The organism is Georgenia sp. SYP-B2076 (assembly GCF_003991205.1).
GTDB lineage: Bacteria > Actinomycetota > Actinomycetes > Actinomycetales > Actinomycetaceae > Georgenia.
In genome coordinates this window covers 90,569-103,572 of sequence record NZ_RXOZ01000002.1, presented here as the reverse complement: position 1 = coordinate 103,572, position 13,004 = coordinate 90,569, and the positions used below count along the sequence as shown (strand labels likewise).

At 66.7% G+C, this 13,004-nt stretch carries 10 protein-coding genes and 1 pseudogene; 1 reads left to right on the top strand and 10 read right to left on the bottom strand.

What is annotated here, in order from left to right:
- Nucleotides 1-42: 42 nt before the first annotated feature.
- From EJK16_RS01415 to EJK16_RS01370, 10 genes are all read right to left on the bottom strand, one after another.
- On the bottom strand, nucleotides 43-3,261 hold the full coding sequence (locus EJK16_RS01415; RefSeq protein WP_127125607.1) for a type I restriction endonuclease subunit R: 3,219 nt from the start codon (nucleotides 3,259-3,261) through the stop codon (nucleotides 43-45).
- A gap of 3 nt (nucleotides 3,262-3,264) precedes the next feature.
- Nucleotides 3,265-4,638 carry a restriction endonuclease subunit S gene (locus EJK16_RS01410; RefSeq protein ID WP_127125605.1) on the bottom strand — a complete coding sequence of 458 codons (1,374 nt, stop codon included), beginning with the start codon at nucleotides 4,636-4,638 and terminating at the stop codon, nucleotides 3,265-3,267.
- Entirely contained in the window at nucleotides 4,635-6,641 is a 2,007-nt protein-coding gene (locus EJK16_RS01405) for a class I SAM-dependent DNA methyltransferase (protein ID WP_127125603.1), read from the bottom strand. The genes EJK16_RS01410 and EJK16_RS01405 overlap by 4 nt, the downstream gene beginning before the upstream one ends.
- A 133-nt stretch (nucleotides 6,642-6,774) precedes the next feature.
- A complete protein-coding gene (locus EJK16_RS01400; protein ID WP_127125601.1) occupies nucleotides 6,775-7,035 on the bottom strand; it encodes a hypothetical protein in 261 nt (86 codons plus the stop codon).
- 127 nt (nucleotides 7,036-7,162) lie between these two features.
- Nucleotides 7,163-7,684 (bottom strand): hypothetical protein, encoded by a 522-nt coding sequence (locus EJK16_RS01395; protein WP_127125599.1) that lies wholly within the window; start codon nucleotides 7,682-7,684, stop codon nucleotides 7,163-7,165.
- Nucleotides 7,681-7,920 (bottom strand): hypothetical protein, encoded by a 240-nt coding sequence (locus EJK16_RS19985; protein WP_240645705.1) that lies wholly within the window; start codon nucleotides 7,918-7,920, stop codon nucleotides 7,681-7,683. The genes EJK16_RS01395 and EJK16_RS19985 overlap by 4 nt, the downstream gene beginning before the upstream one ends.
- 227 nt (nucleotides 7,921-8,147) lie before the next feature.
- Complete coding sequence (locus EJK16_RS01385) at nucleotides 8,148-9,209, bottom strand: nucleotidyltransferase (protein WP_127125594.1); 1,062 nt, start codon at nucleotides 9,207-9,209, stop codon at nucleotides 8,148-8,150.
- Between the two features lie 122 nt (nucleotides 9,210-9,331).
- Nucleotides 9,332-10,327, bottom strand: a complete 996-nt coding sequence (locus tag EJK16_RS01380) for an ImmA/IrrE family metallo-endopeptidase (protein WP_164737169.1) — start codon at nucleotides 10,325-10,327, stop codon at nucleotides 9,332-9,334.
- 55 nt (nucleotides 10,328-10,382) lie between these two features.
- Nucleotides 10,383-11,273, bottom strand: a complete 891-nt coding sequence (locus EJK16_RS01375) for a hypothetical protein (protein ID WP_127125590.1) — start codon at nucleotides 11,271-11,273, stop codon at nucleotides 10,383-10,385.
- Entirely contained in the window at nucleotides 11,270-12,286 is a 1,017-nt protein-coding gene (locus tag EJK16_RS01370) for a hypothetical protein (RefSeq protein WP_127125588.1), read from the bottom strand. The genes EJK16_RS01375 and EJK16_RS01370 overlap by 4 nt, the downstream gene beginning before the upstream one ends.
- 202 nt (nucleotides 12,287-12,488) lie before the next feature.
- On the opposite strand from EJK16_RS01370, the pseudogene EJK16_RS01365 reads away from it, so the two are divergent.
- Nucleotides 12,489-12,993 (top strand): annotated as a pseudogene (locus EJK16_RS01365) (transposase); the annotation flags it as partial.
- Nucleotides 12,994-13,004: the final 11 nt, after the last annotated feature.

The following is a 13,004-nucleotide window of genomic DNA, read 5'->3' as shown; positions in this document are numbered from 1 at the left end:
GCGCGAATCGCCGGGTGCGGAGCGCTCTTCGTCGCCATCGTGCTACACGCCCTGGTCGGAGGCACCGGCGTCCTCAGAATCCGTCTCGTCCGCCATCCGCATCCGGCGCGACTGGTACAGGTACTGACCGATCAGGCGGATGAACTCGTCGGCGCGCTCGTTGTCGCCGGTCAGCGCACCGGTGAGCTTGCCGAACGCCCCCTCGTTCAGCACAGCGGCGTCGGTCAGCGTCTCGCGCAGCTCGGGCGAGGCCAGGAACTGGTCGACGGCGTTGTGGTCGATCTGGTCGGCGATGCGCTGGTCCTCCTCGGCCATGCCGGCCGCGGCTATCACGAAGCCCTCGATCTGCGGGTCCGCGAACTCCGTGCCGAACAGCGAGTTGATCCGGGCGACGACCTCCGACAGCAGCTCCTGCTGAGGGTCGGGACGCGACACTCCCGACCCGACGCCCGTGATGCCTGACAGACCCGGCGTGTCCTGGTCGCCGGAGAGGCCGATGTCGGCCCTGCCCTGGTCGATCTGGCGGACGCGGCGCAGCTCGAGCCCGGACACGTCGGCGTCCCCGCCCGTGTCGTCGGACGGGAGCAGCCGCACCAGCTGCCTCAGGAACTCGGCGAGCTTCTCGAGATCGCTGGTGCCGTAGTCGACCACCTGCGACATGAAGTCGTATAGGCGCACGTAGGAGCCGCAGTCTTTGCGAAACGTGCGCAGCTCGTCGAGCGCCTGGCTGTCCTGTCCCTCCACGGCCTCGGCCCACCGGCTCGCGAACCCGTCGCGCGCCGGTGTCACCGCGGCGGCCAGCGCCGCGTGCGACTGCGTAGGCGTCCACCACGCCTCCGCGTAGCGCTCGACGTCCTCGGGCGAGTAGATCCGTGTCTGGGTCAGCTTGGTCGCGAGCCGGTGCACCAAGTTTGGGTCGGTCTCGGTCTCGACGTGAGCCTCGAGGTAGTAGGTCAGGAAGGCCTCGCGGATCTCGGCCGGGTCGTTGACGAAGTCGAGCACGAATGTGCGGTCCTTCACCTCCCCCGACGGCGCTCGGTAGGTTCGGTTGAGCCGCGACAGCGTCTGCACCGCGTGCACGTCGGGGAGCTTTTTGTCGACGTACATCGCGCACAGCAGCGGCTGGTCGAACCCTGTCTGGAACTTGTCGGCGACGAGCATCAGCCGGTACTCGGGCCGGCGGAACTCCCGCGCGAGGTCGGAGCCGAGACCGGGGTTCATCGACGCCTCAGTGACGTCGGTCAGCCCGTACTCGTCGTCGCTGATCTTGTCGGAGAACGCGACGATCGACTGGTACCCGTAGCCCTTCTGCGCGAGGTACTTGTCGACCTCCACCTTGTACCGGACCGCGGCCTGCCGGGAATCCGTGACGACCATCGCCTTGGCGTGCCCGTCGAGGAGCTGGGCGACGTTCGCGCGGAAGTGCTCGACGATGATCTCGACCTTCTGGCCGACGTTCGTCGGGTGCAGGTTCGCGAACCGCATGATCTTGCGGGCGGCGACCTTGGGGTCCACCAGGCGGTCGTCGCCGCCCTCCACGATGCCCGTGACGACACCGTCCTCGCCGCGCTGCTCGATTTCGAACGCGGTCCGGTAGGTCTGGTAGCCGCGCAGCACGTCGAGGATGAAGCCCTCCTCGATCGCCTGCCGCATCGGGTAGACGTCGAACGAGACCGGCAGCCCCCCGTCGTTCTCGCGCCCGAAGAGCGTCTTGGTCTTCGTCTTCGGCGTCGCCGTGAAGGCCAGCAGCGACACGTTCCGAGCACCGGCCCGGGCGGCGGTCTCGGCGGCGATCTGCTGCTCTCGCGCGTCGTCGGCCTCGACCAGCTCGTTGACGACGTCCTGCGCGTCGAGCTCCTCATCGGTCGCGATCTGCCCGCCCTCGGTGAGGACCTTCTTCAGGTCGGCGGCGGTCTTGCCGGACTGCGAGGTGTGCGCCTCGTCGACGATCACGGCGAAGTTCTTGTCGCCCAGCGTCGTCTCCAGCAGACCCTTGACGTAGGGGAACGTCTGGATCGTCACGACGATAATCAGCGCCGAGCCGGTCAGGGCGTCCAGCAAGGCGCGGGACTTCGAGCCGCCTGAGCGGCGCACGGCCGCCGAGTCGATGACGGCGACCGTGCCGACGGTGTCGTCGACCTGCTCTACCGCCTGCTGCAGTTGCGCGTCCAGGACCCGGCGGTCCGAGACGATCAGGACCTTGTCGAAGACCTTCGCGTTCGCCTGGTCGTGGAGCCGCGCGAGCCGGTGCGCCGTCCAGGCGATGGTGTTCGTCTTCCCCGAACCGGCGCTGTGCTCGATCAGGTAGCGGCGGCCCGGGCCCTCGTCCGCGATCGAGTCCACGAGCTTCTTCACGGCGCGCCACTGGTGGTAGCGCGGGAACATCAGCGTGGTGGACCGCTTGATTCTCCCGGTGGCGGGGTCCTCGTGGGCCTCGGTTTTGAGGAACATCTGGGAGCCGAGGATCGCCAGCCAGTTGTCGCGCTGCAGGACCTGCTCCCACAGGTACGACGTGGCGGCCCCGTGCGGGTCCTGCGGGTTGCCCGCTGCGCCGGTGTCCTCGTGGCCGCGGTTGAAGGGCAGGAAGTGGGTCCTCTCCCCCGCCAGCTTCGTGGTCATGTGGACCTGGTCGTCGTCGACGGCGAAGTGGACGAGGGCGCGCGTGCCGAAGCCGAGCAGCGGCTGCCCGGCCGGTTCGCGGTCCTTCCGGTACTGGCTGACGGCCGTGCGCCACTCCTGCTTGAAGAACGACTTCAGCTCGATGGTCGCCACCGGCAAGCCGTTGACGAACAGGACCAGGTCGATCGAGCGGGAGTCCCCGCGCTTCGGCGAGAAGTGCAGCTGTCGGACGACGCGCAGCCGCACCTTCCCGTAGTGCTCGGTGGTCGTCGGGTTCTGGGTCGTGGCCGGCCTGAACTGGCACATCCGCAGGTGCGCGGTGGCCCCGCGGGTGTGGGAGAACTTCCGGCGCAGCACGTTCAGCGTGCCGCCGCCGGAGCTCATCGGGGTGTCCAGCCGGGCGACGAGGGACGACAGCAGCGCCTCGCGGTCGGCGGCCTCAGCTGCGGTGCCGACGCGGACGACCTTCGCGTACTGGCTGGGCTGCGTCTCGCTCAGCCACCAGTGCACGTCCTCCGGCCAGACCGCCCGCTCGGCGTCGTAGCCGTCGTCGGTCTCGCTGTACTCCCAGCCGTGCGCTGCGAGGTGCTCGGCGATCTCGGTCTCGAACGCCTCCTCGCGGGTTCCGTCGGGTGCCGCCATGGTTCAGCTCGCCTTCCGTGCCGTGCGTACGTCGATCTGCCCCGTCACCGCCGCCGTGACCAGCGCCGAGCGCCGCTCCTTGGCGAGGACGATGTGCTCCTCGGCCTTCGCGATCAGGGCATCGATGCGGGTGGTCTGCTCGTTGATGTGCTCGACGATCGCGTGCTGCTCATCTATAGGCGGACGTGGCAAGACGATGGATTTGACATCAGCAGCTGAAACCTTGAAGGTTCCCACTGTCGTCCGCGCCAACAGCTCGATCTGTGCTCGACTCGCGGGCGCGTCGAACGCAGCAACGAAGAACTCGGGAAGCATGTCGGGAGTTGTGCGGATTCTGATCAAGAGGTCGGGATAGATGTACTCCTGTTGGCCGAATTCGTCGCCGACCAGCCCCGCCCGTCCGACCAAACTGATGTTGCCGTTGCCGCGAACGATGAGCACGTCACCAGGTTCAAGGCGCAGACGCGAAATGTCACTCACCGCGGCTCGGTCGACGTACTTCGTGACGTCGTCTGCGAGTCTCACCCGCCCATTGCGGACCGCACCGATCGACAACGAGCGCAGATCGCCGACGCGGCCTGCCTCGGGTGAGACGCCATTGGAGGGCCCAAGTTCAAGCAGGCGTCGCGTGGGAACGGCCCGCCAGCCACGCGGCAGTTCCGAGAGCCAGGCGCTTCCGGTTGCTTCGACGCTCCGACCTTGCACGACACCAGCGGTCATCAGTTTGTCCCGGACAGCACCTCGGCGCTCTTGCAGCAGCCCGACGAACTCCTCCTGCTTGGCGACGAGCACGTCGATCTGGGCCGTCTCGTGGTCCAGGTAGTCGGCGATGGCGCGCTGCTCGTCGGGCGGCGGGAGCGGGATCGTAACCTTGTTGAGGTCGGTGCTGCGGATACCGACACGAGTCACGCCTGCGGCGGTGACACTCCACTGACGGGCGATGGGCTCCGAATCAAGCGCCCAATAGAGGAACCTCGGAACGACCTTTCGCCCGTGGGGCCGGATGATGGCCAAGTGGTAGCCGCAGACGAGGTCTTCGGCTTCGTACTCGACGAAGGCCGGGACGCCGATGTCGTCCGCAGTCTCGGAGTCCTTGGTGATGAGGGTGTCACCTTGGCGGATTCGAAACTTCCTAATCTGGTCATGCGTCGCGGAAGCGGCCATGAAGTCGAGTGAGTCGACGATGGAGTCGTTCTTGTAGACGTCCACGTAGTTGCAGAGCCGGACCGAGGGCTGCCCCTCGACTGTGTGTTTGTCTACGTTGCTCGTCCACGCGTCTGCGACCTCGAACAGTCGAGCCCCGCTCCAACCGGCCGGAATGTCTCCAAGCCACTTGTGAACGCGCTCGGCAACGGCATCCGGGACTACGACGCTCACGCTTCCACCTCGCGGAGCAACGTCATGATCTCGCCGACGACCCTCTCGAGATCGGCGTCGATCTCGTCGAGCGGCCTTGGCGGCTCGTAGGAGTAAAAGTGCCGGGTGAACGGGATCTCGTAGCCGGTCTTCGTCTTCGACCAGTCGATCCAGGCGTCGTCGACGTGCGGCTTCACCTCGGCGTCGAAGTACGCCTGCACGGTCTCCTCGAGCGCCTCGTGGGTCTTCGGGTGGCCCCCCCATCCGAAGGGCACGTTCTCTGTGTCACGGAGCGCCGCGTCCGGCTCCGGCTCGCCCCTCTGCGCACCCGAGGCGTACACGCAGACGTCCGCGGTCTCGTCGTGGACGCCGATGGTCTGCCACAGGGTCTTGCGCCGCGCCGTGGTCAGGCGGAGTCCCTGGTCACCGAGGTGCTTGCCGAGCTCGCGGTTGAACTTCTCGCGGTTCAGGTACGGCTCGTCGCCGAAGGACTCGAGGGCATCGGTCAGCCCGGTGATCTTGCCGAGCGTCCTGTGCTCAGACACGGCGCTGATCGCCTCTGGGGTGCACGCGAAGCGCAGCTGGAGCGGGCGCTCGACGGTCACGCTCCAGTAGGCGAAGTCGAGGTTGTCGAACACCTTCACCGGCACCGTGGTTTCATCGTCCTCGCTCTCGGTCCCGGCGAAGGCGCGCACGATCGCCTCGCGGCCCTTCTCGGCGATCTCGACGCGCTTGGAGCCGATCGACTTGCGCAGCTTCGACCCCAGCCCCGTGGCGTCGATCAGCTGCAACCTGCCCACGCGCTCATCGGGTTTGGCGTTCGACAGGATCCACAGGTACGTGGCGATGCCGGTGTTGTAGAACATGTCGTTCGGCAGGGCGACGATCGCCTCGACCATGTCGTTCTCAAGCATGTGGCCGCGGATGTCCGATGGCCCGGAGCCCGCGCCGCCGTTGAAGAGCGGCGAGCCGTTGAGGACGATGCCGGCCTTGCCGCCGCGGCCGCTGTCGTCGACGTCGCGCATCTTCGACGCGACGTGCAGCAGGAACAGCATCGCGGCGTCGCCGACGGCCGGGAGCCCCGGCATGAAGCGCCCCTGTCCCCCACGCGCGTGCTCGTTCTTCACGTCCGACTCGACGGCCTTCCAGTCGGTCCCGAATGGCGGATTGGAGAGCACGTAGTCGAAGCGGCGGTCCTCGAACCGGTCGACCACGAGCGTGTCTCCCTGCCGGACGTTCGACGGGTCCTGGCCCTTGATCAGGAGATCCGCCTTGCAGATCGCGTAGGTGCGCGGGTTGATCTCCTGCCCGAACAGGGCCGTGGAGGCGTCCGGGTTGAGCCCGTGCAGGTGCTCGTCGGCGACGGTCAGCATGCCGCCGGTGCCGACGGTCGGGTCGTAGATCGACCGCACGGTACCGCGGTCCCGCAGCGCCTCGGTGTCCTCGGCGTAGACCAGATCGACTAGGAGCCTCACGACGTCGCGGGGCGTGTAGAACTGGCCGGCACCGTCGTTGGCGGACTCGGCGAACCGGTAGATGAGGTTCTCGAACAGGTCCCCCATGTCCGCGTTCGAGACGGCATCGGGAGACAGGTCGATCCTGTCGAAGTGGCGGACGACCTGGGCCAGGCGGTCGCGCTCGTCGAGGGTGCGGATGACGTTCTCGAAGCCGAAGGACTTGAACACGTCGAGGTTCGCGGAAAACCCGCCCACGTAGTCGATGAGGTTCTCGGCCAGGTTGTCCGGGTCCTGCAGCGCCTTCTTCAGCGTGTAGGCACTGGTGGTCCAGAACGACAGTCCGGCGCTGTCCTCGGTGCGGGTGGCGATCTTCAGGTGCGTGCGCCGCTGCTGCTCGCCGGGGTACTTCGCGACGATCTCGGCCATCGCCTCGCGGTGCGGCTCCATCACGCACTCCAGGCGGCGCAGCACCGTGAACGGCAGGATCACCGAGCCATACTCGGCCTCGGCGTAGGGACCGCGCAGGGTGTCGGCGACACTCCACACGAAGCTCGAAAGGACTGACACGGCTGGTGATTCTCCGGATCTGGTCGGCGCTGAACGTGCCGGCTAGACCGGCGATTTCTGTACGTTCCTCACCCTATCGGCGAGCACCGACACGCGTTCGCGTAGACCAGACCGAGGAGATGGCCGAATTCCGCTACCGATCCGCCTCCTCGCCGAGCCGGTAGAGCAGGCTGCAGGCGAACATCAGAGCCTGCTCCGCGTTTCGCCGGCTGTACTGGTGCGCGCTCACCGCGTGCGCCGTCGCGTGGCGGCTGAAACGGGCGGGCACCTTGTCGCCGTTGGTGGCGAAGAACTGCTGGTATGTCTGCCACATCGGGGCGAAGGCGATGTACTCGCGGACGGTGAACTCGTCGTTGGCGACGGTCGTGGTCGTCTTCTTGTTCGGTACGAGCACGCCTACTGCGCTGCCCCCACCCCTTCGCCGGCGACCGCCGCCGAAGCACACACAACTCTCCACTGAACCCGGCGCGGTTCATCTTTGCGAGCTGATGGGTGTGGGCGAGGGGCGTCCGACACGGTGATCAAGCGTCTCGATGTCGGATCGCTTCGATGTAGCCCTTGCGCGCATCATCACTGCGGGAGCGGTTGTAGCGGGCGCCGATGGGAACTCCGCCATCACGTCGTGTGGGCCGGCTCTTCCACGCCTGTGACATCGCCTTGCCGCCTTCGGCTCGCGCCGCGGACACCAGCGTGCGGTATGCCGTGCTGATCTCGGAGTGCGCGTGGATGTCGAGCAGGGCGCAGTAGTAGGACAGCCTGGATTGGATTTCGCTGATGTGGGTGGTGATGGTCTGGCGTGCGGAGGTGGACCCGTCGCGGCGGCGCACGAGGTATGGCGCTTCCAGGTAGTCCTCAACCGCGCGCAGCGCTTCGCTGTAGATCACGGCCCGGCGCTCCTTTCGCGCGATCCTTTGCTGGATGCTGTAGCCGAGGACGGCGACGATCGCGGCAAGGACTGCGGCGAGGACGGTTGCGATGCCGTCCCAGCTGAGCGGCTCGATCGCGAGGGTCGCTTCGGTAGCGGGCAGCTGGGTCGGCGTCATGGCCTGCCACCTTGATAGCCGTGCGGTGCTTCCGGCGCCAGCCACGTGCCGCCTTGGTGGCCTCCGGTGTGGCGCCAGTAGGTCTCGAAGAACAGGTGGTCGCCGGCGAGATTCAGGAGAGCGAGCAGCCCGTCGTCCGCCATCCATCTTCGTTCGCGTGGATCGCCGGGGTAGAACAGGCAGAGGCTGTCGTCGGGCATGCGGTGGGGCGAGGCCAATCCGGGGTCGGCGAACACCCGTGGATAGTCCTGAGGCGAAAGCCCGTAGGTGTCGTAGAGAGGCCGGGCTTCGAATCGGACCTCTACGGGGACGGGTCCGTCACGCCCTGGGATATGGAGTCCCTCGTGGCGGTAGAGGAGGTTGTAGGGCCGCAAGGTGACGGTGACCGCTGGGCCGTAGTGGCGTCTCGCGTCGCGCTGGAACGGGAGTGCCCACGCCGGGTCGGCCCCGTACCACCGTGGGCTCAGGCTCCCCATGAGCGTACGTTTCCGCGTTCGCGGCCCGCGGAGGCGCCGGTGCCGGTGAGGAGGGCGGGGGTACCGAACGTCTTGCTGTCCTTGGCCTTCTGCGCGGTGATCCGCCGGGCTTCTTCCTGCATCACCGCAATGGGGTCCGGGGCGGGCAGCATCTTGGGGTCGTTGAAGAACTTGGCGAGGTCGTTGTGGGCGAGGGCGATGTAGCCGGTCTTCTCGTACTCGATCGCGCGGTCGAGCTTCTCCAGTGCGCGCGTGAGCCGACGGATCACTTCGGTGCGGATGCCGTTGAGCTTGATGGGCTTCTCCGCGACCCCGGCAGGATCAGGTGTCTCGCCGCGAGAGAGTTCCTTGATCGCGAAGTCGAACCATGCGCGTAGACCCGGGATTAGCGCAGTGGGGGCATCGACACAGTTGAGTGCGAGGGCCTTGATGTTCCAGGAGCACAGCGGCTTGCCGTTGCTCCGGTTCCAGTGCTTCAGCAGTCGCACGATCCGGGCGAAGCAGGCGTCGGTGCTCGTGTTCGCGATTCTCACGAGTTCGGTGTGCTTCTCGGGGTGCGAGCGGTCCCAGCTATCGAATCGAGGGATGTAGAGGCCGGCGCCGTCAGGGTTGTCGATGGCGACGATCACGTCGGCGGTGAAGTCGGGTTGTCCCGGGGCAACCGGGTCGCGGAATCGCACGAGGATGGAGCGCTTGCGGCCCTTGACTTCGACGGCGAGATCACCGTATTCCTCTTTGAGGCCGGCACGGATAGCGTCTGCGGCGCGCTCCTTGAGGTCCTTCGGCCCGCGCTTGCCCGGACCGTACTCGTGGTCGGGATTGGGCACCACGACGCCGAGGTCGACGTCTGTCAGTGGGGTCAGCGCATCCCCGTGAGCGATGCTGCCGTTGACGTAGGTGCGGCTGCCGCTGAACTCGTTGCGGAGCGCAGCGCCGATAGCAGCGCGGCGCTTTCGTGCTTCGTCGAGTTCGGCGTCGGAGACCTCGATCCTGCGGCGGGCCTGGTTGACGATTTGTTCAAGGGTGATGGTCGGGCTGATGGTTGTCATGATGTTCTTCTCGCCGGGAGCAGTGAGCTGGTGACTCTCCCGGCGTCGAGTCCCGCGCGAAGCATCACTTCGATGCTCTACCGAGGGCAGACGACGTATTTCGCTTTCAGCCGCCGCCCTGTTCAGGAGCAGTCTTGGCAGGCTCCGGTGGTGTCGTCGAAGAGATGGGCGGCTTTCACCAGGTAACACGACGGGCAGGTGCGTTCCCGCAGCCGGAAGCCGCAGTTGCACTGTCCGCATTCTGGACACCTCGGGACACTGCACTGCTCGCATGGGCGCTCAAACGTGCGGAACTCGTGTCCACACGCGCCATGTTCACAGATTCGGAACACGCCTTTGGGGCCGTTGTCCTTCCGTGGCAAGGACAGCTTCCGCCAGGCCGCCCGTTCGGTCACGGAGACGATGACGGTCATGCCGCCCATGTCGGCTGCCTGCGCATACAGTGCCTGACCGCGGATGCCGTCGCGGTAGAAGAACTCCGCCTCGCCGTCGAGGATACGCATGGGCGCCTGTCGTGCGGCGGCCACGATGCTCACTCGAGATTGGTCGCTGCCTCGATGCAGCGGGGGAAGCTCGCGGGAGGAGGAGAAGACGACGACGCCGTTCTCGTCGAGGAGCGTCACGTGACCCGGGGTCTGGAGCGTCAGGGCAGCACGGACGCAGACGGCCGCCCGGGAGACTTGCGGCGCGGCGTGCCACAGCGACAGCGCGGTGTCCGCTGACGGGCCTCGGTCCCCGATGTGCTTCTTGACCAGCTCTTTGGGCAGCAAGATGGCGGAGGCGAAAGTGTCACAGGCCGCGTCCTCCAACGCGAGGCCGCCGTCGGGTTGCTGTGTTAGGCCTTCCATGAGGTCGAAGACACTCTGCTGGAGGTGATGGCCGTACTCGTGCAACGCGGTGAAGGCCCGTCGACCACGGCTGGCTGATTCTGAGATGACGAGAACGGGCGGCGTGTGGTCGGCGAGGTACCCGCCGGCCACACTGCATCCAGATCCGTCGACTTCCTGATCGGGGACCAAACGCACATCGATCTCGTCTCTGCTTGCCAACGTGCTCAAGACGTCGTCGAACAGCCGCGAGCGGATGCCTGGGTCGGATGCGTCGATGTAGTCGAGCATGGCCGTCACCTGTGCGATGACCTGGTTCCTGGGCACACTGATTGGGCGGTGACGGTCAGGGTTCATCGAGCACCGCCGCAAAGAGGGTGTCGAGCCGAAGGTTCCAGTTCGTCGTCTTCTGACCGGTCTGCCGCGCGGCGAGAGCCCAGGTTTGGTACGCGAGGTCTCGGTAAGCGGTAGGGACCTTCACGCTGCGCCTGGCGGCGTAGGCCAGAACCAGGCGATGACGCACCGGTTGTTCCAGGGAGGCGACGAGGTCCGCTGGTGGCGCAGGGTTCGCCGCCAACAGGGTTTCGGCTGACTCGCCGATCAACGGAGCGACCTTCTCCGCCTCCTCGTGGCTCAGCGCCAATTGGCCACGCCAGATTGCCAACGCCCTCTGCGGTGTCGCTCCGAGGGCTGCTGCGACGTCCTGAACCGTCAGGTCGGCCCGGTGCAGTATCGCACTCAAGTCACCCGACCCGCTCTCGTACCAGCGCGCAGCCGAGAGTTCCCCCATCGCGTCTTCGAGCAACGCTCGATACACGCGTACCGGGTGCGGCAGTGAACGATCCTCGGCGGATCGTGCCGGCTCCGAGGCCAGCGAGGCGGTGACCTCTGGGGACAGCTGACCGGCGAAGCGGTCGAAGACGACGAGGGGGAGGGCCTGGGCGAGCCCGGACCAGACGATCACCGGAACGTTGAACGGGTTGGCCGCAGCCGCGATCGGCGTCGTGGTGGAGTCGGTGTAGTCGAGGTCGAATGACAGAGGGATTGCTGTGGGGCGCCGGTCGGCGCCGAGGATGACGACGAGTTGGACCTGGTCGTCCCAGCGTGCGCGCCAGATTTGCCCAACAGTCAGCCCCGGCGCGACCCCGGTCCACGCCGCGCGCACCTCGGCCGGAACAGTGACGCTTGAGGCGGCTACTTCAAGCTTCGACTGCGGACGTGCAGCATCACCAGTCACCTCAACTCCTCTCCGGCTGACCCCGCTAGGTGCGGTCCCACCTGGGACAGACGACGTGATTCATTGTTGGTGCGTGCGAGCGCTGCCAGGTGCAGAATGATGTCCTCGCGATGCCGGTCATCAACGGTGGCCAGCCTTAGCCGATCAGTCAGAGCCGCGCTCAGCGCTTGTGTCGCCGCGCGTCCCATGCCGGTGGCGGCCTGCCGGGAGTCCAGGCTCTGCCCCAGTACAGGCAGCAGATCTTGTTCTTCCGCGCTGAGCGTGAGCCAAAGATGTTCAGCTTGTTCTCGCACCGTCAACTCCGCAGTTGGGTCGTCACTGGCGGTGAACCCGGCGAGCGCGGCCGCGGTGAAGGAACCGTCGGGAATCTCAATGAAGACCGGTGGTGCAAGGAGTGCGAATCGGCGCTCGATGACCGCGGCGAGGTCCTGGTCTCGGACGGCACCGTCGGCGTGGTCGATTACGCCGTAGGAGACCTCCGTGAGTGCTACCACCGTGTGCTTCGGGGTTCGTCCCGCCGTGTTCCAGGCAAGAATCTGGTAGCCGCGGACCCGCGCCGCGGCTTGATGCAGTTCCTCCAGGTCACCTTGCCACAGGCCCATGGCGCGATGGAGGAGCGCCCAGGCCCAAATGTCCGCAAGTCCGGGTGGTCGCGCGAAACGAGCATCATCGCTGAGGAGAGTGTCGAGACGGCGGCGGAGTTTGCCGCGCTCGGTTCCCTTGGCCTGATCGATCAGGAAGTTGCGGATGCTGGCCAAGATGAGCCGCTCGAGTGATGCCTGGTCCGTCGCTTTCAGATAGCAGGCGAGGACGAAAACCTGGCCGCGGGGCGAGGCCTTTGAGAACATGTCGGCAAGCAGGTCATCGACTGCTTCGGCGCTCCAGCTGCGGTGCCCAGTCGGGGGTGGAAAGGACGAGGTACGCGTGACCTGAGCGCCAAGCCGACGGAGCAAAGCGATGGTTTGAGGTCCACCCGCATCTGCGCGCTGACCTATCTCATCGAACGCGCTCAAGCGGACTCCTACCGACGAACGTGGATCACGTCATCATCTTCTCACTATGACCAGGTAGCGGCCGTGCGACACGCAGCGCAAGGGCTCAGCTCACCGCCAGCGAGTGGGAAGCGTCGGCCGGAGCCTCCTTTGTGCCCGCTGTGAGCGGTGCCGGGCGCTCTTCCGCCGCGCCCGTCGTTCGCGAGGGCGCGAGGGCGCGCGGGCGCGCGCGCTGCTGGCGGCGGCGTTGCAGGCCGAGGTCGCCGCCTACATCGAGACCCACTCCGGCGAGGTCGACGAGTACGGCCACCGGCTGGTGGTGCGCAACGGCTATCACGGCGAGCGGGAGGTGACCACGGCGGCCGACGCGGTGCCGGTACGGGCGCCGCGGGTCAACGACAAGCGCACCGATGAGGCCACGGGTGAGCGGCCGCGGTTCGCCTCGGCGATCCTGCCTGCGTGGGCGCGCAGATCCCCGCGGGTGGCGGAGGTGTTGCCGTTGCTGTACCTGCACGGGCTGTCCAGCAGTGACTTCGCTCCGGCGTTGGAGCAGTTCCTCGACTCCGCCGGGTTGTCGGCCAAGACGATCACCCGCTGGCCGAGCAGTGGCAGGAGGAGGCGGCCGCGTTCAACCCGCGGTCGCTGGCCGGAGTCGATTAGGTGTACGTGTGGGTCAACGGGATCCCCTCAAGGTGCGCCTGGCCCAAGACAAGGTGTGCCTGCTGATGCGTGCGATCCC

Coding starts and splice junctions, on each gene's coding strand:
- EJK16_RS01415 (WP_127125607.1), bottom strand. CDS start 3,261: ATGGCGGCACCCGACGGAACCCGCGAGGAGGCGTTCGAGACCGAGATC.
- EJK16_RS01395 (WP_127125599.1), bottom strand. CDS start 7,684: ATGACGCCGACCCAGCTGCCCGCTACCGAAGCGACCCTCGCGATCGAG.
- EJK16_RS01385 (WP_127125594.1), bottom strand. CDS start 9,209: ATGACAACCATCAGCCCGACCATCACCCTTGAACAAATCGTCAACCAG.
- EJK16_RS01380 (WP_164737169.1), bottom strand. CDS start 10,327: ATGCTCGACTACATCGACGCATCCGACCCAGGCATCCGCTCGCGGCTG.